Genomic DNA, 23,339 nt, shown 5'->3' with positions numbered 1-23,339 from the left:
AGGGGGCGCGCAGGGCTTCAGAAGCGGTAGTTGAAGCTGGCTTCCAGCGTACGCGGTGCGCCCGGAGTGATCAGGTCCACTGAACCATGCGCGGAGGCATAGTAGTCACGGTCGAACACGTTCTTCAGGCGCAGCGCGGCATCCCATTGCGGCACGCTGTACAGCAGCGCGGCGTCGAAGGTGGTGTAGCCCGGCATCACCACCACGTTGTCGAGTGCGGTGTAGCGCTCGTCGACGTAGTTGGCGCCGGCGGCCACGCGCCATTGCGGGGTCAGGGTACGCACCAGCCAGACGTTGGCGCTGTTACGCGGCGTCAGGGTAGGGGTCTGGCCTTCGTTGGCAACGCCGTTGGTCTTGCTGTTGGACTTGGTGATCTCGGCATCCAGGTAGGCGTAGCCAGCGTAGATCTGCCACTTGTCCGTGAGCTGCCCGCTCACGGTGGCTTCGAAGCCGTCGGTACGCTGCTCGCCCGCCAGCACGGTCAGGTTGGGGTTGGCCGGGTCGGCGGTCTTCATGTTGGTGCGCTCGAGGCGGAATACCGCTGCGGTAAGCGACAGGCGGCTGTCGAGCAGGTCCCACTTGGCGCCGATTTCGTAGTTGGTGGTTTCTTCTGGTTCCAGGTGCTGGTTGGTCGGGCTGACTGCGAACACTTCGCCTGAAGGCTGGTAGCTGCGGCTGACCGACACATAGTAGGACTGGATGTTATCCGGCTGGTAGACCAGGCCGGCACGGGGGCTCCAGGTCTTGTCGGTACGGTCGAGGTCTACGTTCTGCGCGCGGTCGTCGTCGTACTTCTGGCCAAAGATGTCATAGCGCACGCCGACCAGGGCCTTCCAGTGCTCGTTCAACTCGATCATGTCCTGCACATAAAGGCCGGTGGTCTGTTGGAAGTTGGTGCCCTTGGACGACAGGTTGGCGGCGTGCTCCGGCACTGGCACCAGGGCGTCGCGGTACACCGGCACCTGGGCCACGTTGTTCTGGCTCAGCACCCGCTGGTGCTTGTCCTGCAAGCCCACTTCCACGCCATACAGCAGGTTGTGCTGCATGCCGGCAAGCTGCGCCTGTTGCTTGAGTTCGGTCTGGTTGAACATGCCGTACTCGTCGCGGGCGACGTTGCCACGGTTGAGCTTGACCAGCAGTTCGCCGTTAGGCGCGGTGACGAAGCGCGTGGGGCTGCTGTCGGCCAGGGTGTTGTTGCGATCCAGGTCGTAGCGGTAATAGCGGCTGGTGTTGGTCAGGGTGAAGTCGTCGTTGATGCGGTAGTCCAGGCTGGCAGTCAGCGAGAACACCTCGCTGCGGGCATAGTCCTGGTCGGCATCGCCGGAGCCGAAGCGCTTGTCGCGGTCCACATCTACCGGGCGGTTGCCCAGCGCCGGGATGCCGAAGTCGATCAGGCGCTTGTCGTACAGGTAGGTGGCGCCCAGGTTCAGTTCCAGGTCGTCGGAGAGGCGGAAGTACGCCGACGGCGCAATGGCCTTGCGGTCGATGTAGCCATCGTCGCGGAAGGTGTCGCTGTCTTCGAAGGCACCGGTCACGCGGTAGGCCTGGTTGCTTTGCGGGTCGGCCCAGCCGGTGTCGAACTGGGTGCGGCGCTTGCCTTCGCTGTCGAAGCTCATGCCGACTTCGCGCTTGGGCGTGAAGCTCGGCTTCTTGCTGATGCTGTTGATCAGGCCGCCCGAAGAGCCACGGCCATACAGCACGGCAGCAGGGCCCTTGATCACCTCGACCCGCTCGATGTTGGAAAGGTCACGGAAGTACAGGGCGTCGTCGCGCACGCCGTCGATGTACATGTCGCCAATGGCGCTGAAGCCGCGAATGGTCACCTGGTCACGCTGGCCGTCGCCGTTGGACAGGCCGACGCCGGGCACGTTCTTCAGCACGTCTTCCATGGACTGCGCACCTTGGTCCTTGATCACGCTTTCAGGCACGACGTTGACGGTTTGCGGGATGTCGCGCAGCGGGGCGTCGATCTTCATGGCGCTGCGGCTTTCGCTGGCCTTGTAGCTTTGCTGCTCGTAGGCGCTGGTGACAGCAGTGGCGGGCAAGGCGAGGGAACCCTGCGATTCAGGTTGGACAGCCGCGTGAACAGCAGGCACAACCAGCAGGCCCAGCATGGAAATGGACGCCGGGGCAACAGACTTTTTTGCCATTACAGGTGACTCTTTGTTGTATTTGGAGGTCACGAATAGTAATGATTTGTAAATGTAAAGCAAGTGTAAAGAATTCGCATTTGCTATTGCAACGGTGCGAGTGGTGAGAAAGCGACAAAACGCGTCGCAAGGGGCAGGGGCCGGCAATGTGCCAGGCAAGGGCTATTCTTGTTGGCGCGTGAACATTTCACGCACCCATCCGGTCTTGATTACATGGAAGCAGGCCTATGAATCCAATTCGCTCTCTCGCTCGTGCTGTTGCCTTTGCCACCCTCGCGTCCGCCGCCAGCTTCACGGTGCAGGCTGCCGGTATTCCCATTGGTAGCGAGGCGCTGGAAAGCCATGTCACCACGCAGGTCACGGCCATCGACCTGGCCAGTCGCCAAGTCACGGTGAAAGGCCCTGACGCCAAGAAGGATGTGACCTTCCAGCTCACGGAAAAGGCCAAGGCACTGCCCAACCTCAAGGTGGGTGACCAGGTCGACATCTACGTGACCCGTGCGGTGGCCTATGTGCTCAATCCCGAGGTGGGCGGTGCACCGAAGGCGACTGAAGAGTCCGGTACCATTCGCGCCACGGCGGACAACCCCAACCCGGGCGGCGAGGCGTTCCGCCAGGTCAGGGTGACCTCGCAGATCAACAAGATCGACCTCGAGACGCATGAGGTGAGCCTGTTACCGCCTGAGGGCAAGCTGCAGGTGGTCAAGGTCGAGAACCCTGACCTGCAGGCACGCATGAAGAACCTCAGGGTCGGCCAGACGGTCGAGGCGATCTACACCGAAGTGCTGCGCATCGAAACCTCGCGCTGACCATTCATTGGGGCAGGCTACGGGTTGCCTGCCCATGGCATCGCCTTGCATTGATGCCTTTCAGCTAATAGATGGGGCCGCCGTGCGCCCCATCGCCGGCAAGCCAGCTCCCATGGAACTGCACATGACTCATTGAATTGGCAGGGACTCTGTGGGAGCTGGCTTGCCGGTGATGGGCTGCGTGATCGTGTATCCATGGGGTGAATGAAGTACGTGCACACTTTCGATTTCCATGGATAAAGGGAAATTTCCGATCATCGCCTGAACATCTGTCACGAATGAGGACTGCCATGTTCAGCAAGACCCTGTGCCTTCTGGTACTTCCCTTTGCCCTGGCGTTGCTTGCCGGTGCCGTGCTGCCGTTCCAGGCTGCGGGTAATGCCGCCGTCGGCCGGGCGCTGGGGCATTGGTTGTGGGGCGCGTTCACGTCATTGACGGTGAGTTCGCTGGTAGTGATCGCCGCGCTGCTGATCCTCAGGGTGCCGGCGCCGGACATGGGCAAGGCCCTGCAGGGGCCCTGGTGGCTGTGGGTTGGTGGGGTGCTGGGGGCGTTGTACGTGGCCGGTGCCGCGGCGCTCACCCCCAGGCTGGGTGCGGCGGGGTTCCTGGTGCTGGTGGTGGCGGGGCAAATCATCACGGCGGTGGTCGCAGACCACTTCGGGGTGATGGGGTTGGGGGGCAAGCCGCTCAACCTGGCCAGGTTGGCGGGTGTGGTGCTGATCCTCTGCGGCGTGCTGCTGGTGCAGGGTAACTGGGCAGCAGGCACGCCGACCAGTGCCACTGCCGTGGTGAAACAGCCGGAAGGCTGATCAGCGACCCGGCTGGCTGCACGCCCACACGGTTTCCCGCAGCCAGCGATGCCCGGGGTCGTCGTCCTTGCGACTATGCCAGGCTTGCTGGTAATCGAACGAAGGAATCGCCAGTGGCGGCTCGAACTGGCGCAATGTCTTGTGCTGGTGCAGCGAGCCCACCGCGCGGCTGGCCACTGTCAGGATCAGGTCGGTGCCGGCCAGCACCTCGACCGCCGCACTCCAGTGCGGCAAGGCCAGGGCAATCCGCCGACGCAGGCCCTGCGCGGCCAGGGCGCGCTCGATTTCATCGAAGGCATCCGGGTGCATGGCCATCAGCACATGCGGGCGGGCCAGCCAGTCGGCCAGGGCCAGGCCGCCGCTGGTTGGCAGCACCTGGCGGTCGGCAACGCTGATGAAGCTGTCGGTGAACAGCGGCTGCGCAGTGATGGCCTGGGGCAGGTCCGGGAAGATACCCAGGGCCAGGTCCAGTTCACCGTCGAGCAACTGGGCCAGCATGGTCTCGCGGCTGGCCTGGCTGATGGCCAAATCCACCCCGGGTGCGACCTGGCGCAGGTGGCGCAGCAGGGGTGGCAGGATGATCCGCGAGGAATAGTCGGACAGCGAGAGCCTGAAGCGACGCTGGGCCTTGGCCGGCTCGAACTGTGGGGCGGCCAGCAGGCCGTTGAGGTTACCCAGGGCGTCGTGCAACGGTTTGGCCAGCGATTGGGCGCGGGCGGTCAACGCCATGCGGCCGTTCTGGCGCACCAGCAAGGGGTCGTCGAAGTGCTTGCGCAACTGCGCCAGGGCGTGGCTTACCGCCGGTTGGCTGCGGTGCAGGCGCAGGGCGGCGCGAGTCACATGCTTTTCGCTCAGCAGGGCGTGCAGGGCGAGCAGCAGGTTGAGGTCGATCTTGCGTAGTTCATCCATCGTGCGAATGGTCTTGGTTGAGTCTGGCAGTTTTGATCAGCTTAACAAATGCCCAAGACCGCTTTTATGGAACGACACATGACTTATTGGTTTAGTGAGGTTCTGTAGGAGCAGCCTTATGCTGCGAAGAGGCCGGTACAGGCCATAGACAGGCGGCGTCAGTACCGGCCTCTTCGCAGCACAAGGCTGCTGCTACACGGAACGCGCCAGTTGTTGGGGTTATACTCCCCACCCGTTTCACTGTTATCCGAGTATTCCGATGGGTCTTTCCGCAACCGCAACACCCGAGCCGCGTCGCCTGGGCGCCCCCTTGATCGCCTTGGCCCTGCTGCTGGCCGGTGCCTGGTTCCTCAACCTCAATGCCGGCTTCAAGCAGGTGCTGCTGCTGATCGTTGGCGCCGCGCTTGGCGTGACGCTGTATCACGCCGCCTTCGGCTTCACCTCGGCCTGGCGGGTATTCATCAACGAGCGGCGCGGCGCGGGCCTGCGTGCGCAGATGGTCATGCTGGCCCTGGCCGTGCTGCTGTTCTTCCCGGCGCTGTCGGCCGGCAGCCTGTTCGGCAACCCGGTCAACGGCCTGGTGGCACCGGCGGGGCTGTCGGTGGTGTTCGGCGCGTTCATCTTCGGCATAGGCATGCAGCTGGGAGGCGGTTGTGCATCGGGTACGCTGTTCACCGTCGGTGGCGGCAATGCGCGCATGCTGGTGACCTTGCTGTTCTTCATCATCGGTTCGGTCACCGCCACCCACCACGCCGACTGGTGGTTCGCCTTGCCATCGTTCCCGGCCACCTCCATCGTGCAGGCGTGGGGTGTGGGGCCGGCGCTGCTGGCCAGCCTGGCGGTGTTCGGGCTGATCGGCTGGGCCACCGTGGTACTGGAAAAGCGCCGGCACGGCGCGCTGGAAGCGCCTGCCAGCGGCGAACGCCAGGGCTTGCGCCGCTTGCTGCGCGGCCCATGGCCGTTACTGTGGGGGGCCATCGCCCTGGCCTTGCTGAACTACGCCACTTTGGCGCTGGCGGGGCGGCCGTGGGGCATTACCTCGGCCTTCGCCTTGTGGGGGGCCAAGGCCCTCGATGGCCTGGGCGTTGATGTCGGCAGCTGGGTGTTCTGGCAGGCGCCGGCCAATGCCAAGGCGCTGGCCTCGCCGCTGTGGCAGGACATCACCACGGTGATGGACCTGGGGATCGTGCTGGGTGCGCTGCTGGCGGCAGGCCTGGCCGGCCGCTTTGCCCCAAGCCTGAAGATCCCGCTGGCGTCTCTGGTGGCCGCCATCATCGGTGGCTTGCTGCTGGGCTATGGTTCGCGCCTGGCCTATGGCTGCAACATCGGCGCGTACTTCAGTGGCATCGCCTCGGGTAGCGTGCACGGCTGGCTGTGGCTGGTGGCGGCCTATGCCGGCAACCTGATCGGTGTGCGCCTGCGTCCGCTGTTCTTTGCCGGCGAGCGTCGGCCTGTTGCGCTGACCGGCTGCTGAAGCACTTAGCCAATTGCTGCAAGGGGTGCAGAAATCATCTGCATCCCGCCTGATTGTTCAACTTGCCCCGCCTGATTAGTCTGACTCGAACACTTATCCAGCAGGATTCGATCATGGCTACCCGCATCATTCTCAACAGCACCGGCACTGCCGATGTCATGCAGCTTGAGCACTTGCAAGCACAAGCCCCAGGGCCCGGCGAGGTCTGGCTGGAGCAGACGGCCATGGGGGTCAACCCGCTCGACTTGTTGCAGCGCAAGGGCGGTGCCCCCTTGGACTTGCCTTCCGGGCTGGGGCTGGAAGGGGCTGGGCGGGTCGCTGTCGTCGGCGAAGGGGTGCATGACGTGCAGGTGGGCGACCGGGTCGCCTATGCCATGGGTCCGGTTGGCGGTTACGCCAGCGGCCGCCTGTACCCGGCGGAGCGCCTGATCAAGCTGCCGCCGCAACTGGATGACCAGGCCGCTGCCGCCGTGCTGTTCAAGGGCATCACGGCGCAGTACTTGCTGAAGACCACTTATGCCGTGGGCCCGGGTAGCCTAGTGTTGTTGTACGGTGCCGCCGGTGCCTTGGGCCAGCTTATGGCGCCCTGGGCGCGGCACCTGGGGGCGACGGTGATCGGTGTGGTATCACGCCCGCAGAGTGTGGCAAGGGCGCAGGCAGCGGGTTGCCACCATGTGCTGGTGTTCGACGCGGCAACCTTGGCCTGCCAGGTCCGCGCCCTGACCAAGGGCCAGGGCGTGGACGTGGCCTATGACTGTGTCGGCAAGGTGTCGCTGCAAGCCTCGCTGGACAGCCTGCGGGTGCGTGGCTTGCTGGTGTCGTTCGGCGGCACCTCCGGCGCGCCAGCGCCCATCGAGGTTGCCACGCTCAACGCCAAGGGCTCGCTGTATCTGACCCGGCCCTCGCTGGCTGCACACACCCGCACGGTCGACGAGTACCAGCAGCGCGCCGCCGATGTGCTGGCGGCGGTCACCGAGGGTATCATCCAGCCTCGGGTCTGGCGTGCCTACCCGCTGACCGAAGCGGCCAGGGCCCACGGGGACCTGGAGCAAGGGCTGTCGGAGGGCGCGCTGGTCCTTACTGCCTGATACCCGAATTCCACCCTGCTGCCTTGTGCCGAGCCTTGCCATGGATGCCTTCGACAGCCGCCGCGCCGATGAACTTGCCACCTTGCTGGCGCTGCACGAGCAGGGCTCGTTTGCCGCTGCCGGGCGTCAGCTGGAGCGCCACCCAACGGTGCTGTCGAAGCGCCTGAGTGCGCTGGAGGTGCGGCTGGGCATTCGCTTGGTGGAGCGCAGCACGCGGCAACTGCGCTTCACCGATGAAGGCGAGCGGCTGGTGGCCAAGGTGCGCGAGGCCAACCGGCTGATCGCCGAGGCCGAACAGGAAGCAGCCGAGGGGGCGGCGACAGTACGTGGGCGCCTGCGCCTGGCATTGCCGGCAGCCATGGGCCGGCGCTGGTTGAGCGGGATGCTGGCCGATTTCGTGCTGGCCTACCCGCAGGTGGCGGTGGAGGCCGAATATGCCGATCGTTTCGTCGACCTGATCGGCGAGGGTTTCGACGCCGCCATCCGCATTGGCGAGCTGGCTGACAACCGCCTGGTGGCCAGGAAACTATGTGATCACCTGCGCATCCTGTGTGCGTCGCCCGAGTACCTGGCCCGGCATGGCGCACCTGGGCAACCGGAGGATCTTTCTGGGCACAATTGCTTGGGTTTCAGTGGCTTGCGAAGCTTTCCTGAATGGCGACTGATGAGTGCTGGGCAGCAGGTGAGTGTCAAGGTTGCCGGCAACCTGCGCAGCAACGACAACGAAGCCCTGCTGGAGGCGGCGCGGCGTGGCGTTGGCATCCTGGCGGGAGGGGACTGGCTGATGGGCGAGGACCTCGCCGCCGGGCGCTTGGTGCGGGTGCTGCCGCAATGGCAGTTGGATGTGGCGGCAGGCATTTACCTGGTACGGCCGACTGCGCGCCTAAACACTGCCGCCCTGGTGGCTTTCAAGGCGTGGCTGGAAGCACGCTTCGAGGCCGGCGCACCGTGGCGGCTATAGAATAACTAATTGAATCAGCAGGGCCCCTGCGGGAGCGGCTTTAGCCGCGAACACCGGCGTAGCCGGTGCCATGCACCGCGTTGGATTCTTCGCGGCTAAAGCCGCTCCCACAGGGTACGCGGGCCGCTTGCGACAATACAGCCCAAGGGCTGGGCAATGGTTTGAGAGCTTTATCGCCTTGCTACAGCATGCTGCACGCACTGCTCGTAATAGGTCTGCTTGATCGCTGCAGGCTTGAGCCGAGAGCGGCTGTTGTAGGTCTGTTCGGTAATACCGAAGGCGGTCATGCGCATCCACGGCTTGGGGAACTTGCGCGCCTGCAGCTTCTTGCGCGTGGCATACAGGGTTACCCCGGAAAGCTTGGCCTGCTGCGCCTCAGCGGCTATCTGCGCGCCCCAGCCGCAAGTGTGGCGATCGTTCTGGCTCAGCGCCCGTGCCTGGGCGCCGAAAGCGAGCGTGGCCAGCAGGCAGCCGGCCATCGTTGCTAGAATTACTCGCATGTTGCTGTCCTAAGCATCTGAAGGAAAACGAAGTTTGCCTTCACAAGAAGCGACCGGGGGCCAGCAAATTGCCGTCAGGTTGTTGCCATTCGCAACGGGCTGGCGTGAGGGGTGCGCAGGCTCGTCCAGGCCAGGCTGGCGACCCAGATTACTGATACGCCGTAGTTCAAGCGCTGGTAGAGGCCGAACCATTGGCCGCTTTGCGCTGCCTTGCCCATGAGTGCGACGGTCACGATCGCCAGCATCACGCAGGCCAGGGAAAACAACCCCAGTGCCCTGGAGCCGGCAATGCGATTTCCCAACCAGGCCCACAGCGCGCTAGCAAGGGTAAGCGAAAGGAACATCAGCAAGCCGGACAGGTTGTGTAGCTGTTGCGAACGGGAAGGCTGCGACGGAACGCAACCTTGGTCGCAGGGAAACCACCCGGTACCCAGGCTGCCCACGCCATGCAACAGCACCAGCGCCGCACTCAGCAATGCCAGCTTCGAGCCACGCCAGCGCCGCGCCAGGCCCCAGGCAAACAGGGTGAACAGGATGGCAAGGGGGAAGTTGTTGACCAGCGGCGACCAGTTCTGGGTCGGCGAACCGACGGCACCGAGCTGGCTCATGGCCTGTTGCAGGTGGTCGTACCCGGGGTAGGCCAGGGCGGTGAACCATACGCCTGCCAGTAGCCAGAATGGGATCAACAGGCCACAGGCGAGCAACAGGCGGTCGAGGGGTTGCATGCTGTGTTTTCCTTCCATGGATGAGCGTGAAACCGCACATTACAGCCTCGCACCTGCGAGGCGCCAGCATTACCAGTGTTTCGGTTCAGGGCTGCGTGTCGCCTGCGGACGCCAAGAAATACCGCACTGCGTGTATGTGATCGTACAACTGCTTGCGCTATGATGAGCGCTGTCTTTCAAGGTGAAATACAGGGCAATGACAGAGCAGCAGGTACAGGCAAAGACCCGGCGCAAGCCGCGCAGTCTGGCCCAGGAACTGGTCACGGTGCTGACCGAGCGCATTCGCAGCGGCCAGCTCAAGCGCGGCGACAAGCTGCCGACCGAATCGCAGATCATGGCCGAAGAGGGTGTCAGCCGCACGGTGGTGCGTGAAGCGATCTCGCGGCTGCAGGCCGCCGGGCAGGTCGAGACCCGCCACGGCATTGGCACTTTCGTGCTGGACGCGCCGGCCACGGGTGGTTTCCGTATCGACCCGGCGACCGTGGTCACTCTGCGTGAAGTACTGGCGGTGCTGGAATTGCGCATTGCCCTGGAGATCGAATCGGCGGGCCTGGCGGCGCAGCGGCGCAGCGATGAAGAGCTGGCCGGCATGCGTGCGGCGCTGGATGAACTCAACGAAGGGGCCGCCCACGCTACGGATGCGGTGTCGGCAGATTTCCAGTTCCACCTGCGCATTGCCCAGGCCAGCGGCAACCATTACTTCGCCGACATCATCAATCATCTGGGCACCAGCATCATCCCACGTACCCGGTTGAACTCGGCGCGGCTGGCCCGCGATGACCAGGCGCACTACATGAGCCGGCTGATGCACGAGCACGAGGCGATCTACGAAGCCATCGCCCGGCGTGATAGCGAAGGGGCGAAGATGGCCATGCGCATGCACCTGAGCAACAGCCGCGAGCGCTTGCGCCAGGCACATGAGGAGGCCGAGGCGCAGGGGGCCTGAGGCCTTCGTCGCTTGTGCCGGCCTCTTCGCGGGCGCGCCCGCTCCCACAGGGATCACCTTATCTTGAGTGTGCAGCGATACTTGTGGGAGCGGGCGTGCCCGCGAAGAGGCCGGCACAGCCGAAAGAAAAGCCCCGCCATGTGCGGGGCTTTCTGGTTTCAAGGAGCGATCAGATCGCGCCCTCATTCCACTGGCCATTCACCAGCCGGCGCAGCCCAAGCGGGTTGCCGTCGCGCAGTGCCTCGGGCAACAGCGCCTGCGGGTAGTTCTGGTAGCACACCGGGCGCAGGAAGCGGTCGATGGCCAGGGTGCCGACCGACGTGCCACGCGCATCCGAAGTGGCCGGGTAAGGCCCGCCATGCACCATCGCATCACACACCTCGACACCGGTCGGGTAGCCGTTGACCAGGATCCGCCCGACTTTCTCCTCCAGCAGCGGCACCAGCCAGGCGAAGGCTTGCAGGTCTTCCGGCTCGCCGATCAGGGTCGCGGTCAGCTGGCCGCGCAGGCCGAGCAGGGCGGCGCGCAACTGGTCGTTGTCCTGCACTTCCACGGCAACGGTGGTCGGGCCGAACACTTCTTCCTGCAGCAGCGGGTCAGATTCCACCAGCAGGCGGGCATCGGCCTTGAACAGCTGGGCGCGCGCCTGGCTGCCTGCCTGCGTCTGGCCGGCCAGGTGCTCGATACCGGCATGGGCGTGCAGGTGCTCCAGGCCACCGACGTAGCTGCGCAGGCCACCTGCATTGAGCATGGTCTGGCCGGCCTGCTGGCTCAGGTGCTGGCCAAGCTCGGCCAGCAGTTGGCTGTACCGCGGCGACTGCAGGCCGATCACCAGGCCCGGGTTGGTGCAGAACTGGCCCGCGCCCAGGCACACCGAACCGGCCAGCTCACGGGCGATGGCTTCGCCACGCTTGGCCAGGGCAGCCGGCAGGATGATGACCGGGTTGATGCTGGACATCTCGGCGAACACCGGGATCGGCTGCGGGCGCTCGGCGGCCATGCGGCACAGGGCGTCACCGCCTTTCAGCGAGCCGGTGAAGCCGACCGCCTGGATGGCCGGGTGCTTGACCAGCCACTCGCCGACGCCGCCACCGTACACCATGTTGAACACGCCCTTGGGCATGCCGGTGCGCTCGGCGGCGCGCTGGATGGCGCAGCCGACCAGGTCGGCGGTGGCCATGTGGCCGCTGTGGGCCTTGAACACCACCGGGCAACCGGCGGCCAGGGCCGCAGCGGTATCGCCACCGGCGGTGGAGAAGGCCAGCGGGAAGTTGCTGGCGCCGAACACGGCGACCGGGCCGACGCCGATGCGCATCTGGCGCAGGTCCACGCGTGGCAGGGGCTGGCGCTCGGGCAGGGCCAGGTCGATGCGCGCACCGAGGAAGTCACCACGGCGCAGCACCTGGGCGAACAGGCGCATCTGGCCACTGGTGCGGCCGCGCTCGCCCTGGATACGGGCGGGGGGCAGGGCGGTTTCACGGCAGACGATGGCGACGAAGGCGTCGTCCAGTTCGTCCAGCTCGGCGGCGATGGCGTCGAGGAATTCGGCGCGCCGCGCCGGGGCCAGCTGGCGGAATTCGGCGAAAGCGGCGGCGGCAGCCTTGGCGGCTTGGTCCACTTCGGCTTCGGTGGCCTGGGCGAAGCTGTAGGGCAGGGCCTCGCCGGTGCTGGCGTCCAGGCTCTGCAGGCGCTGCGGCCCAGCGGCGCTGCGCTGGCCGGCGATGAAGTTGTGGCCGAGGATTTCAGGCATGGGGTGCTCCTGTATGTTGAGAGAAAATCTGGCAGGTTGTCGCATGACCTGTGGGAGCGGGCGAGCCCGCGAAGCAGGCAACCCGGTGTATGGCACCGGCTGCGCCGGTGTTCGCGGGCATGCCCGCTCCCACAGGGACTGCGACACAGTCGAGAACCCGGGGCATCAGGTAATCGGTGCCGGGTTGAACAGGGTGATGTCGTTGTGCAGGCGATGCTGTTCGGCCCAGGTCTGCTTGCGGCCGCTGGCCACGTCCAGGTAGTAGTGGAACAGCTCCCAACCCAGTTCCTCGATGGTCGAGCGGCCGCTGGCGATGCGCCCGGCGTCGATGTCGATCAGGTCGGGCCAGCGCTGGGCCAGCTCGCTGCGGGTGCACACCTTGACCACCGGTGCCATGGCCAGGCCGTACGGGGTGCCGCGTCCTGTGGTGAACACATGCAGGTTCATGCCGGCAGCCAGTTGCAGGGTGCCGCAGACAAAGTCGCTGGCCGGGGTGGCGCAGAAGATCAGGCCTTTGCGGTTGACCCGCTCGCCCGGGCCGAGCACGCCCTGGATGGCGCCGCTACCAGACTTGACGATCGACCCCAGGGATTTTTCGACGATATTCGACAGGCCGCCTTTCTTGTTGCCCGGCGTGGTGTTGGCGCTGCGATCGGCGGCGCCTTGCTGCAGGTAGCGGTCGTACCAGTCCATTTCGCGCACCAGGGCCTCTGCGACCTCCTGGTTTTCCGCCCGCGAGGTGAGCATGTAGATGGCGTCGCGCACTTCGGTTACCTCCGAGAACAGCACGGTGGCGCCAGCACGAACCAGCAGGTCGGCAGCGTAGCCCAGCGCCGGGTTGGCGGTGATGCCCGAGAAGGCATCGCTGCCCCCGCACTGCATACCCAGGATCAGTTCGCTGGCCGGCACGCTTTCGCGGCGGCGCTGGTCGAGTTTCTTCAGGCGGGTCTCGGCCAGATCCATGATCTGCTCGATCATTTCCACAAAGCCCAGGCTGGCGTCCTGCAGGCGGTACAACCACGGGTCGCTGAGGTCCACCGACGGGTCGTTGTCGTGCATCACCTGGCCGGCCTGCAGCTTTTCGCAGCCAAGGCTGATGACCAGGGCCTCGCCGCCCAGATTGGGGTTGCGCGCCAGGTTGCGCACCGTGCGGATCGGGATGTAGGCATCGCGCGCATTGATCGCCACGCCGCATCCATAGCTGTGGGTAATGGCCACCACGTCATCGACGTTGGGGTATTTGGGCAGCAATTCGCTGCGAATGCGCTTGACCGCATGCTCCAACACGCCGGCCACGCACTGCACGGTGGTGGTGATGCCGAGGATGTTGCGGGTGCCGACGGTGCCGTCGGCGTTGCGGTAGCCTTCGAAAGTGAAGCCTTCGAGCGGCGGCAGCGGCTGCGGGACGGCGTCGCAGCGTGGCAGGCTGTCCAGCGCCGGGGCGGCCGGCATGGCCAGTTGGCTCTCCTGCACCCAGCTGCCCTGGCGCAGGTCTTCCAGCGCGTAGCCTATGATCTGCCCGTAGCGGCGCACCGGCTCGCCCTTGGCGATGGCTACGGTGGCCACCTTGTGGCTCTGTGGCACGCCCTCGACCAAGGTCAGGCCGTCGGCGAAGCGGGCGCCTTCGCCCAGGCCGCCATCGTTGACCACCACCACGACATTGTCGTCGTCGTGCAGGCGGACGTAGCGGGGCGAGTCGGAATGTTCGATCAACTGCATGTTCGGGCCCTACTTGTCAGGTTCTCAGGCTTTTGTACATCCGCCCACGGCGGGGGTGGCCGACGCGGGCGTGCTCACTCAGTGGCGCGAGCCGGCCAGTTCGCTGCCGGCCACTGGCTCGGTGTCAGGCTTTGGGCTTTCACGCAGCTCGATGCGCTTGATCGGGCCGACGATCACCAGGTAGCTGAATACCGCCACCAGGGCGTTGGCGCCGACATACACCAGGGCCCACTTGAACGAACCCGTGGCGCTGATGATGTAGCCGATCACGATCGGCGTGGTGATCGATGCGATGTTGCCGAAGGTGTTGAACAGCCCGCCCGACAGACCGGCGATCTGTTTCGGCGAGGTGTCGGCGACCACCGCCCAGCCCAGCGCGCCGATGCCTTTGCCGAAGAACGCCAGGGTCATGAAGCCGACCACCATCCACTCGGCGTCGACGTAGTTGCAGAACACCATGGTGGTCGACAGCAGCAGGCCGCAGACGATCGGCAGCTTGCGCGAGAAGGTCAGCGAGTTGCCGCGGCGCAGCAGCCAGTCGGAAATCACCCCGCCCAGCACGCCACCGATGAAGCCGCAGACCGCCGGCAGCGAGGCGATGAAGCCGGCCTTGAGGATGGTCATGCCGCGCTCCTGCACCAGGTACACCGGGAACCAGGTGAGGAAGAAGTAGGTGATGGCGTTGATGCAGTACTGGCCCAGGTACACGCCCAGCAGCATGCGGCTGGTCAGCAGTTGCTTGATGTAGCCCCATTTCGGGCCGTCGTTGCCGCGCTTCTGGTCCATGTCCACCAGGCCGCCGTTCTGCTCGATGTGTTCGAGTTCGCCTGGGCTGATGCGTGGGTGTTGGCGCGGGTTGTAGATGGTCTTCAGCCAGACCATGGAGAACACGATGCCCAGTGCGCCCATGACCACGAACACGTGCTCCCAGCCGAAGCTGAACACGATCCAGCCCATGATCGGTGCGAACAGTGCGGTAGCGAAGTACTGCGCCGAGTTGAAGATGGCCGATGCGGTGCCGCGTTCCTGGGTCGGGAACCAGGCCGCGACGATGCGCGCATTGCCCGGGAACGACGGGGCTTCGGCAAAACCGACCAGAAAGCGCAGGGTGAACAGCGTCACCACCGCCCAGGCCACCGGCAGGCCACCGACAAAGCCCTGCAGCAGGGTGAACAGCGACCAGGTGAAGATGCTGAAGGCGTAGACGTTCTTGGAACCAAAGCGATCGAGCAGCCAGCCACCAGGAATCTGGCCAGCCACGTATGCCCATCCGAAGGCGGAGAAGATGTAGCCGAGGGTCACGGCATCGATGCCGAGGTCTTTCTGCAGGCTGGAGCCCGCGATGGCAATGGTGGCGCGGTCAGCGTAGTTGATCGTGGTCACCAGAAACAGCATGAACAGGATCAGGTAGCGCACATGCGTCTTCTTCGTCGCTTGCATGCTGGTAGTACTCCCACTAGTTATTTTTGTGCGGGCTCACGAGTTGTAACCGGAGTGGGGCTGGCCCACTCCGGGCGCGGCATGGCAGGCCGCGGGCGGCGCTTACTGCGGGCCCATCTTGTCCATCAGCGCGGCGAGTTTTTCGTACTCGTCGGCGGTGAGGTCGGTAAGCGGAGTACGCACCGGGCCGGCGTCATGACCGGCGATCCTGGCACCGGCCTTGACGATGCTTACGGCGTAGCCGGCCTTGCGGTTGCGGATGTCCAGGTACGGCAGGAAGAAGTCGTCGATCAGCTTGGCCACGGTGGCGTGGTCGTCACGGGCGATGGCGTTGTAGAAGTCCATGGCGGTCTTCGGCACGAAGTTGAACACGGCGGAGGAGTACACCGGCACGCCCAGGGCCTTGTAGGCAGCAGCATACACCTCGGCGGTCGGCAGGCCACCCAGGTAGCTGAAGCGGTCGCCCAGGCGGCGACGGATCGACACCATCAACTCGATGTCACCCAGGCCGTCCTTGTAGCCGATCAGGTTCGGGCAACGCTCGGCCAGTTTTTCCAGCAGGTCGGCGTTCAGGCGGCAGACGTTGCGGTTGTAGACGACTACGCCGATGTTTACCGATTTGCACACTGCTTCGACGTGGGCGGCGACGCCTTCCTGGCTGGCTTCGGTCAGGTAGTGCGGCAGCAGCAGCAGGCCCTTGGCACCCAGGCGCTCGGCTTCTTGCGCGTATTCGATGGCCTGGCGGGTGGAGCCGCCGACGCCGGCGAGGATGGGTACCGACCTGGCGCAGGTGTCGACGGCGGCCTTGATCACCTGGCTGTATTCGCTGGCGGCCAGGGAGAAGAACTCACCGGTGCCGCCGGCGGCGAACAGGGCGCTGGCGCCGTACGGGGCCAGCCATTCCAGGCGCTTGACGTAGCCAGCCGGGTTGAAGTCGCCCTGGGCGTTGAAGTCGGTGACCGGGAAAGACAGCAGGCCGTGGGAGAGGATGGATTTGAGTTCTTGTGGAGTCATTGTTGTTGGCATCCTGTGGCGCTTGGGTGAAGGGTGTTGTTTTGCGTTGGAGGTAAGTTATCGTACAACATGTGCGATGACTAGTCCCTTTGGGAGATTTTTTTGTGGGAGGGGCGGAAGGAATGTTATTGCCTGTGCCGACCTCTTCGCGGGTAAACCCGCTCCCACAGGGACCGCGTCGCGCTTGAAATTTGCGGAGATCCCTGTGGGAGCGGGTTTACCCGCGAAGAGGCCAGAACAGGCGACAACAACAGATGCACGAGACGCAGATGGCAGACCAATCGCGATCAGTCATCATATCTCTTGGTGAGGGTAGGAAAAAAAGATCGCGGAGACAGGCACAAGCCCGCCGCCCGTTTCCACGGGAAGTGTTCTGGGACCAGCAGAGGGTGACCGGGGAAAACGGGGGCGGCCTTGCGCCGCCCCGCGATCAAAGCAGAGGAAACTGGTTTCAGGCAGCGTGCTGGCGCTTGATCTGCGCCTTGCGCACCTGGGCCCGGCAAGCGTCACCGAAAGCCTGGAAAATCTTGATCGAATCCGGGTTCTTCGCCGCTTGCCACTCCGGGTGCCACTGCACGGCGAACAGGAACGGCGAGATGCTCGGGGCATGGATCGCCTCTACCAGGCCGTCTTCGGCGTGTGCGATGGCCTCGATGCCGGCGCCGAGCTTGTGCAGGCCTTGGCCATGCAGCGAGTTGACACGAATCTCGTCGGTACCCAGGGCGTCACGCAGCCAGCTGTCCGGCTTGATCTTCACACCATGCACCTGGGCGTATTGCACCTCGACCGGGTCTTCCGGGTTTTCCCGGTGGTCGTTGAAGCCAGGCTCGGCGTACACCTTCTGGTAGATGTCGCCACCCAGTGCCACGTTGATTTCCTGCATGCCACGGCAGATGCCGAAGATCGGCAGGCCACGCTTGATCGCGGCCTTGACCAGCGGGATGTCGAACAGGTCGCGGTTCTTGTCCTGGCCTTTGCCGGGGGTCTCGTTCTCCTGGCCGTACAGGGCCGGGTCGATGTTGCTGCCGGCGCCGGTCAGGTACACGCCGTCGGCCATGTCCAGATAGGTCTCGAGGTCTTCGATGCCGCAGCAGGTGGGCACCAGCACCGGGACGCAATCGGAAAACTCGACCAGCGGGGTGATGTATTTGTGGGTCATGACCTGGTAGTCATGGCCTTTGCGCTCTTGGCTGCCCATGGTCATCAGGACGACGGGTTTGCGCAGGGAGGGTTGCTTGTTGCCAATGTTGCTGTTGGACATATGTCACCTTGGGACAGGTTCGGCCTGTCGTTGTTGTGCAGGTGCACGGCGCGGGGCCATGGGTGCAACCTGTAGCCCCGAGCACTGCCGGCTCGTCGGAGGCGACGATTCCGGTCGGGGCCTGTAGATAGCTTGCCAGAGCCGTTCGATATGTCAAACGACGGAGCAGGGCTTGATGGCCGGGAATGCGCCGGTTTTTGGGGGCTGAAACCGATGCGGGCCTGTGGCGGCGTGGGTTTGGCGGGGGTTAAGGTCAATAATATTTAACGATGCAGTTGGGTCTTTGCAGCTGTGCAATGAAGGTGGGTTTGTGTTTGTGCTACTGGCCCCAATCGCCGGCAAGCCAGCTCCCACAGATACTGCACTGGGCTTGAAGGCTGCAGATACCCTGTGGGAGCTGGCTTGCCGGCGATTGGGACAGGTATTACTCCATTACTCAGTGCAGTATCTGCGCCAGGAACCCCTTGGCCCGCTCTGTACGCGGCTGGTTGAAGAACACCTGCGGCGAGCTGTCTTCGATGATCTGCCCGCCCTCGAGGAACAACACCCGCTCGGCGACCTGGCGGGCAAAGCCCATTTCGTGGGTGACGCAGAGCATGGTCATGCCGGTGCCAGCCAGTTGCACCAGCACATCCAGCACTTCGGCGACCATCTCCGGGTCCAGCGCCGAGGTGGGCTCGTCGAACAGCATGATCCGCGGCTTCATGCACAGCGCCCGGGCGATCGCCACGCGCTGCTGCTGGCCGCCGGACAGCTGGCTGGGGTACTTGTGCGCCTGGCTTTCGATGCCGACCTTGCTCAGGTACATGCGCGCCCGCTCCTCGGCGTCCTTGCGCGACAACCCGCGCACGCTGGTGGGGGCCAGCAGGCAGTTGTCGAGCACGCTCATGTGCGGGAACAGGTTGAAGTGCTGGAACACCATGCCGATGTCGCTGCGCACCTGCGCCGCTTCGCGGGTGGTGGATGCCAGGTCGATGCCATCCACCTTGATGCTGCCCTGCTGGGCCACTTCCAGGCGGTTGATGCAACGGATCAAGGTCGACTTGCCCGAGCCGGACGGCCCGCACAGCACGATGCGTTCGCCTTCGCGCACCTGCAGATCGATGTCGCGCAGCACGTGGAACGCGCCGTAGTGCTTGTTCAGGCCTTCGATGCGGATCAGCACCGGGCGCGGGTCGGGTTCGGGGGCAAGGGTGGCAAGGCTCAGTGGTGCGGTCATCTTGTTGTTCTCCCGCAGGGGTTCAGTCGAAACGGGTCGCGCTGTAGGGCGCGGGGTCGGTGAAGGGGCGTTCGCCGGTGACCAGCTCGGCCACCAGTCGGCCGCTGACCGGGCCCAGGGTGAGGCCGTGGTGGGCGTGGCCGAAGTTGAACCACAGCCCAGGATGGCGCGGCGCCGGGCCTATCACCGGGCGCATGTCGGGCAGGCATGGGCGGCGGCCCAGCCAGGGGGTGTCGTCCAGGCGCTCGCCCAGCGCCGGGAACAGCTTGCGCGCCAGGGCTTCGCAGCGGCCCAACTGGATCTGGTTGCCCGGTGCGCTGCTGGCATCGAACTCGATGCCGGTGGTCAGGCGCACGCCGCGGGCCATTGGCGCCAGCACGTAGCCGCCCTGGGTGTCGCAGATGGAATGTTCCAGTTGCGCACCGTCACGGGTACTGTAATGCATGTGGTAGCCACGCTTGATCGCCAGCGGGATCTGGTAGCCCAGGCCGCTGAACAGGTCGGCCGACTGCGGGCCTAGGCAGGCCACCACCTCGTTGGCGGTGATCGGACCGCGGCGGCTGTCGACCTGCCATTGGCCGTCGACCTGGCGCAGGCTGCGCGCATCGCCATGCAGGAACTGCCCGCCGCGCTGCGTGAACAGGGTGGCGTAGCCGCGGGTGAGGGCGCCGGGGTTGTTCACGGTCTTGGGGTCGAGCCAGTGAATGCCGCCGACCACGCTGGCGTCCAGCTGGTGCTCGCGGGCCTGCAACTGCCCGCATTCGAGGATTTCGAACTGCAGGCCATAACGGCTCAGGCCCTTGGCGTCGGCCTTGGCCTGCTCGAACAGCGCCGGGTCACGGAACACTTCGATCCAGCCTTTGGCCTGCACCAGCCCTTCCAGGCCGGCGGCAGCGATCAGTGCGTCGTGCTCCTCGACGCAGCGCTGCACCAGCGGCAGCATGTCGGCGGCGGCCCCGGCCAGGCGCCCGGGGGCCGACTGGCGCCAGTAGCGCCACAGCCAGGGGGCGGCCTTGGGCAGGTGCAGCAGGCTGTAACGCACATCGGGCTGGCGGTTCAGGCCGTAGCGCAGCAGCGCGCCCAGTTGCCGGGGGAAGGCATAGGGGATCACGCTGGAGCGCTCGATCAGCCCGGCGTTGCCGTGGCTGGTGCCGCAGCCCGGTTCGTCGCGGTCTATCAGGATCACCTGGCGCCCGCGGGCCTGCAGGTGCAGCGCGGTGCTGACGCCAACGATGCCGGCGCCGAGGACAAGGGTCTGGCAATGCATGGAACGTATCCTTCGGTCAGTTCAGGTGGCGGCCCAGGCGGGCTTCCAGGTGTTTCAGCAGGCGCCGCACCAGTTCGACGATCAGCAGGTAGAGCACGGCGGCCCACAGGTAGATCTGGAAGTCGAAACTGCGCGAGAAGGCCAGTTTGGTCACGCCCATCAGGTCGTAGATGGTCACCAGCGAGGCGATCGCGCTGGCCTTGATCATCAGGATCAGTTCGTTGCCCAGCGGGCCGATGGCCACCAGCAGCGACTGCGGCAGGATCACCTTGAAGAAGGTGGTCGAGCGCTTCAGGTTCAGCGCCCGCGCCGCCTCATGCTGCCCGGGCGCGACGGCCATCAGGCTGCCGCGGAAGATTTCGGCCTGGTAGGCGGCGGTGTTCAGGGTGAACGCCAGCAGGGTGCAGAACCACGCTTCGCGGAAAAACCACCACAGGCCGACGTCCTGCCAGAAGCCCTTGAGCGAGCCCAGGCCGTAATACAGCAGGAACAGTTGGGCCAGCAGCGGCGAGCCACGGAAGAAGTACACGTAGCCGGCGGCCATGCGCTGCAGCAGCAGGCTGCGCGACATGCGCGCCAGGGCCAGCAACAGGCCGAGCACGGCGCCCAGGCTGAAGGAAATCGCCACCAGCTTGGCCGTTACCAGCAGGCCATCGAGGAAGCGTGGGCCGTAGCGGTCGAGCAGGTCGGGGTCGAGGACCAGCGCCAGCAGTTGTTCGAAGCTCATGCGCGTGCTCCTTGCAGGTGGCGGTTGCTGCGCCGTTCGATGAAGGCGAACACGCGTCCGGAAATGGCAGCGAACAGCAGGTAGCCCAGGCAGGCCACGCCATAGAAGAACATCGGCTCCTTGGTCACGCTGACAGCCAGGTTGGTCTGGCGCATCAGGTCGACCAGCGAGATGGTGGATACCAGCGAGGTGTCCTTGAGCAGCGACAGCCAGTTGTTGGACAGGCCGGGCAGGGCGATGCGGGTCAGTTGCGGCAGCAGCACCTTGAAGAAGCCGGTGCGCTTGCTCAGGCCCAGCGCCGAGCAGGCTTCCAGCTGGCCCTTGGGCAGGGTCTTGAAGGCTGCCAGCCAGATCTCGCTGGAGAATGCGGCGAACACCAGGCTGAAGGCGATCATCGCGGCGAGGAAGGTATTGATCAGGAACTCACCCTGGTAGCCCAGGGCTGCGAGGATCTTCTGCGCGGCGATCTGGCAGCCGTAATAGATGATCAGCAGTGTCAGCAGTTCGGGCAGGCCACGGAACACGGTGGAGAAGGTGGTGGCCCAGGCTCGCGGCAAGCGCTTGCGCGAGCGTGCTGCAAGGGCGACGACCAGGCCCAGCGGCAGGCCGATGGGCAGGCAGGCCAGGGCCAGGGAAACGGTGACCAGCGCGCCGGCCAGCAGTGCCTGGCCCCAGCCTCCACTGGCGAAGGACAGCAAGGACAATTGATCGAGCATGACGAACACCTTGTGTTGACCTTACCGGCCTCATCGCCGGCAAGCCGGCTCCCACAGGTACACCTCTGTTCTTCAGGTCAGTGAGCTACCTGTGGGAGCTGGCTTGCCGGCGATAGGGCCCGGTCAGGCAATGAGGCCTTGAAGGTCAGTTGTAGATATCGAAAGCGAAGTACTTGCTGGCGATCTTCTGGTAGGTGCCGTTGGCCACGATCTGTTGCAGCGCGGTGTTCAGGCGCTGGCGCAGGGCTTCGTCGTCCTTGCGCACGGCAATGGCGGCATCGGCCTTGGTGTCGGCCACGTCGCCGAGGATCTTGCAGCAGTCCCCGCCGTTCTTGGTCATCCACTCGTGCAGTGGGAACTTGTCGGCAATCACCCCGTCCAGGCGGCCGGCGGCCAGGTCGGCGTTGGCTTCGTCCATGGTCGGGTACAGCTTCACGTCGGCACCGGCCTTGGCATAGACGTCTTCGGCGTAGATGGCCTGGGTGGAGGACGACTGGGCGCCAACGGTGTAACCATCGAAGTTGGTCTGGGCGTCGCTGATCTTGCTGTCCTTGGCCACGGCAACGGTCAGCGGGGTGCGGTAGTAGTGGTCGGTGAAGGCGATTTTCTTGCGCCGTTCTTCGGTGTTGATCATCGACGCGACCACTGCATCGTACTTGCGTGCCATCAGCGCCGGGATGATGCCTTCCCAGTCCTGGGCAACCAGGGTGCACTCGACTTTCATCTGCTCGCACAGGGCATGGGTGATGTCGATGTCGAAGCCGTGCAACTGGTTATTGGCGTCGACATAGTTGAAGGGCGGGTAGGCGCCCTCGGTGGCGAAGCGCAGGGTTTCGGCACTGGCGGCACCCGACAGCAGCAGGGCGCACGCACCCACCAAGGCCATGGTCTTGTTCATCTCGCACCTCATTGCACTCTTGCTATTGTTGTTTTCCCGTCGACCACGAGGTGTAGCCGACGAATTCGTTATGTAGAGCGGCAGTTGCTTCCAAGCGTTTTTCAACATCCGGTCCGAGCTTCTTGCAGACCTCGTTGACCATCAGGTGCACCCACGACAGCATGGTCGAGGTGGACTCCCAGAACAGGTTGAACTCGGTGGGGATGCGGAACACCTCGTCGGCGTTGGCATCGGCCCAGTCACAGAAGGGATCGGTCACCAGGGTGACCGCAATGCCCGCCTCGCGCGCCTTCTGGCACAACAGCAGGGCATGGCGGGAATAACGGCGGGCTTCGAACACCACCAGGGCGCTGTCTTCGGCGCGGCCCAGCAATACTTCGCCAAAGTGCCCGGCACTGATATCGACCAGTTGCACGCCGTCGCGCAGGTACTGCAGCAGGTGGCTCATGCACATGGCGATGCCACGCTCGGTCTGGAAGCCGGCAATGAAAACCCGCTGCTTGCTCGCCAGGCGCTGGGCGACGCTGTGCCAGGCACTGCTCTGGCGATACTCGTGCACGCGCACCAGTGCGGCGATTTCCAGCTCCAGGCTGCCGGCGTTGTCGCTGGCGTCCTGGTTCTGGCGGTAATCTTGCAGTCGGTCGCCCACCAGCCACGGGCCATCGCCCAGGTCGTTCTGCAGGTCTTGCTTCAACGCCTTGAGGTGGGCATAACCCAATGAGCGACAGAAACGGCCGACGCTGGATTCGCTGACGCCCAGCTTGACGGCAATGCTGGCCGAGGTCTGGAACGGCAGTTCATGCAAGTTGGCGAGCATGTAGGTGGCGATCTTGCGGCCCGAAGCAGCGGCCCCTTCGAGGCTGTTTTCCAGGCGTTGCTTGATCGGTTGGCTCATGCTGCGGCTCCAGGGGTAAGGCTTGCGAAAGAAAATGGCTGTTTTCTGTCATCAAGTCAACA

At 64.8% G+C, this 23,339-nt stretch carries 21 protein-coding genes; 6 read left to right on the top strand and 15 right to left on the bottom strand.

The window, feature by feature from the left end:
* Positions 1 to 17: 17 nt before the first annotated feature.
* A complete protein-coding gene (locus CAF92_RS02805) occupies positions 18 to 2,150 on the bottom strand; it encodes a TonB-dependent siderophore receptor (protein ID WP_178081759.1) in 2,133 nt (710 codons plus the stop codon).
* 227 nt (positions 2,151 to 2,377) lie between these two features.
* Between CAF92_RS02805 and CAF92_RS02800 the strand changes: the two genes are divergently transcribed.
* Positions 2,378 to 2,959 carry a hypothetical protein gene (locus CAF92_RS02800; RefSeq protein ID WP_085599072.1) on the top strand — a complete coding sequence of 194 codons (582 nt, stop codon included), beginning with the start codon at positions 2,378 to 2,380 and terminating at the stop codon, positions 2,957 to 2,959.
* 290 nt (positions 2,960 to 3,249) lie between these two features.
* Positions 3,250 to 3,768 carry a DMT family transporter gene (locus CAF92_RS02795; protein WP_046615445.1) on the top strand — a complete coding sequence of 173 codons (519 nt, stop codon included), beginning with the start codon at positions 3,250 to 3,252 and terminating at the stop codon, positions 3,766 to 3,768.
* On the opposite strand, the gene CAF92_RS02790 is transcribed toward CAF92_RS02795, so the two are convergent.
* Positions 3,769 to 4,677 carry a LysR family transcriptional regulator gene (locus tag CAF92_RS02790; RefSeq protein WP_085599070.1) on the bottom strand — a complete coding sequence of 303 codons (909 nt, stop codon included), beginning with the start codon at positions 4,675 to 4,677 and terminating at the stop codon, positions 3,769 to 3,771.
* Between the two features lie 259 nt (positions 4,678 to 4,936).
* Between CAF92_RS02790 and CAF92_RS02785 the strand changes: the two genes are divergently transcribed.
* From CAF92_RS02785 to CAF92_RS02775, 3 genes are all read left to right on the top strand, one after another.
* On the top strand, positions 4,937 to 6,151 hold the full coding sequence (locus CAF92_RS02785; protein ID WP_085599068.1) for a YeeE/YedE family protein: 1,215 nt from the start codon (positions 4,937 to 4,939) through the stop codon (positions 6,149 to 6,151).
* A gap of 113 nt (positions 6,152 to 6,264) precedes the next feature.
* On the top strand, positions 6,265 to 7,239 hold the full coding sequence (locus CAF92_RS02780) for a quinone oxidoreductase (protein WP_085599066.1): 975 nt from the start codon (positions 6,265 to 6,267) through the stop codon (positions 7,237 to 7,239).
* A 40-nt stretch (positions 7,240 to 7,279) separates the two neighbouring features.
* A complete protein-coding gene (locus CAF92_RS02775; RefSeq protein ID WP_085599064.1) occupies positions 7,280 to 8,200 on the top strand; it encodes a LysR family transcriptional regulator in 921 nt (306 codons plus the stop codon).
* Positions 8,201 to 8,370: 170 nt separating this feature from the next.
* Here CAF92_RS02775 and CAF92_RS02770 read toward each other — a convergent pair whose 3' ends face one another.
* Entirely contained in the window at positions 8,371 to 8,700 is a 330-nt protein-coding gene (locus CAF92_RS02770; protein WP_085599062.1) for a hypothetical protein, read from the bottom strand.
* Positions 8,701 to 8,774: 74 nt separating this feature from the next.
* Positions 8,775 to 9,425 carry a DUF998 domain-containing protein gene (locus tag CAF92_RS02765; protein ID WP_085599060.1) on the bottom strand — a complete coding sequence of 217 codons (651 nt, stop codon included), beginning with the start codon at positions 9,423 to 9,425 and terminating at the stop codon, positions 8,775 to 8,777.
* Positions 9,426 to 9,621: 196 nt separating this feature from the next.
* Between CAF92_RS02765 and CAF92_RS02760 the strand changes: the two genes are divergently transcribed.
* Positions 9,622 to 10,371, top strand: coding sequence for a FadR/GntR family transcriptional regulator (locus tag CAF92_RS02760; protein ID WP_046615442.1), 750 nt, complete (start codon positions 9,622 to 9,624; stop codon positions 10,369 to 10,371).
* 169 nt (positions 10,372 to 10,540) lie between these two features.
* Here the strand turns inward: CAF92_RS02760 and CAF92_RS02755 are convergent, their stop codons facing one another.
* The 11 genes from CAF92_RS02755 to CAF92_RS02705 form a co-directional block, all read right to left on the bottom strand.
* A complete protein-coding gene (locus CAF92_RS02755) occupies positions 10,541 to 12,121 on the bottom strand; it encodes an aldehyde dehydrogenase (NADP(+)) (RefSeq protein ID WP_085599058.1) in 1,581 nt (526 codons plus the stop codon).
* 165 nt (positions 12,122 to 12,286) lie between these two features.
* Positions 12,287 to 13,840 carry a galactarate dehydratase gene (garD, locus tag CAF92_RS02750; protein WP_085599056.1) on the bottom strand — a complete coding sequence of 518 codons (1,554 nt, stop codon included), beginning with the start codon at positions 13,838 to 13,840 and terminating at the stop codon, positions 12,287 to 12,289.
* A 78-nt stretch (positions 13,841 to 13,918) separates the two neighbouring features.
* Positions 13,919 to 15,280 (bottom strand): MFS transporter, encoded by a 1,362-nt coding sequence (locus CAF92_RS02745; RefSeq protein WP_046615439.1) that lies wholly within the window; start codon positions 15,278 to 15,280, stop codon positions 13,919 to 13,921.
* A 102-nt stretch (positions 15,281 to 15,382) separates the two neighbouring features.
* Complete coding sequence (gene kdgD, locus CAF92_RS02740; protein WP_085599054.1) at positions 15,383 to 16,294, bottom strand: 5-dehydro-4-deoxyglucarate dehydratase; 912 nt, start codon at positions 16,292 to 16,294, stop codon at positions 15,383 to 15,385.
* Between the two features lie 451 nt (positions 16,295 to 16,745).
* Positions 16,746 to 17,555 carry a gamma-glutamyl-gamma-aminobutyrate hydrolase family protein gene (locus CAF92_RS02735; protein ID WP_046615437.1) on the bottom strand — a complete coding sequence of 270 codons (810 nt, stop codon included), beginning with the start codon at positions 17,553 to 17,555 and terminating at the stop codon, positions 16,746 to 16,748.
* 436 nt (positions 17,556 to 17,991) lie between these two features.
* Positions 17,992 to 18,774: an amino acid ABC transporter ATP-binding protein gene (locus CAF92_RS02730; RefSeq protein ID WP_085599052.1), complete on the bottom strand. Its 783-nt coding sequence runs from the start codon at positions 18,772 to 18,774 to the stop codon at positions 17,992 to 17,994.
* Positions 18,775 to 18,796: 22 nt separating this feature from the next.
* Entirely contained in the window at positions 18,797 to 20,041 is a 1,245-nt protein-coding gene (locus CAF92_RS02725; protein ID WP_046615435.1) for an FAD-binding oxidoreductase, read from the bottom strand.
* Between the two features lie 16 nt (positions 20,042 to 20,057).
* Entirely contained in the window at positions 20,058 to 20,768 is a 711-nt protein-coding gene (locus CAF92_RS02720; RefSeq protein WP_025338833.1) for an ABC transporter permease, read from the bottom strand.
* On the bottom strand, positions 20,765 to 21,484 hold the full coding sequence (locus tag CAF92_RS02715; protein WP_046615434.1) for an ABC transporter permease: 720 nt from the start codon (positions 21,482 to 21,484) through the stop codon (positions 20,765 to 20,767). The genes CAF92_RS02720 and CAF92_RS02715 overlap by 4 nt, the downstream gene beginning before the upstream one ends.
* Positions 21,485 to 21,629: 145 nt before the next feature.
* Entirely contained in the window at positions 21,630 to 22,382 is a 753-nt protein-coding gene (locus tag CAF92_RS02710) for a transporter substrate-binding domain-containing protein (RefSeq protein WP_046615433.1), read from the bottom strand.
* 22 nt (positions 22,383 to 22,404) lie between these two features.
* Positions 22,405 to 23,277, bottom strand: a complete 873-nt coding sequence (locus CAF92_RS02705; protein WP_046615432.1) for a MurR/RpiR family transcriptional regulator — start codon at positions 23,275 to 23,277, stop codon at positions 22,405 to 22,407.
* Positions 23,278 to 23,339: the final 62 nt, after the last annotated feature.

Origin of the sequence: Pseudomonas sp. B10(2017) (assembly GCF_002113295.1) — a bacterium.
Taxonomy (GTDB): Bacteria; Pseudomonadota; Gammaproteobacteria; order Pseudomonadales; family Pseudomonadaceae; genus Aquipseudomonas; species Aquipseudomonas pudica.
The sequence above is the reverse complement of the archived record's forward strand: the minus strand, read 5'-3'. Positions and strand labels throughout refer to the sequence as shown.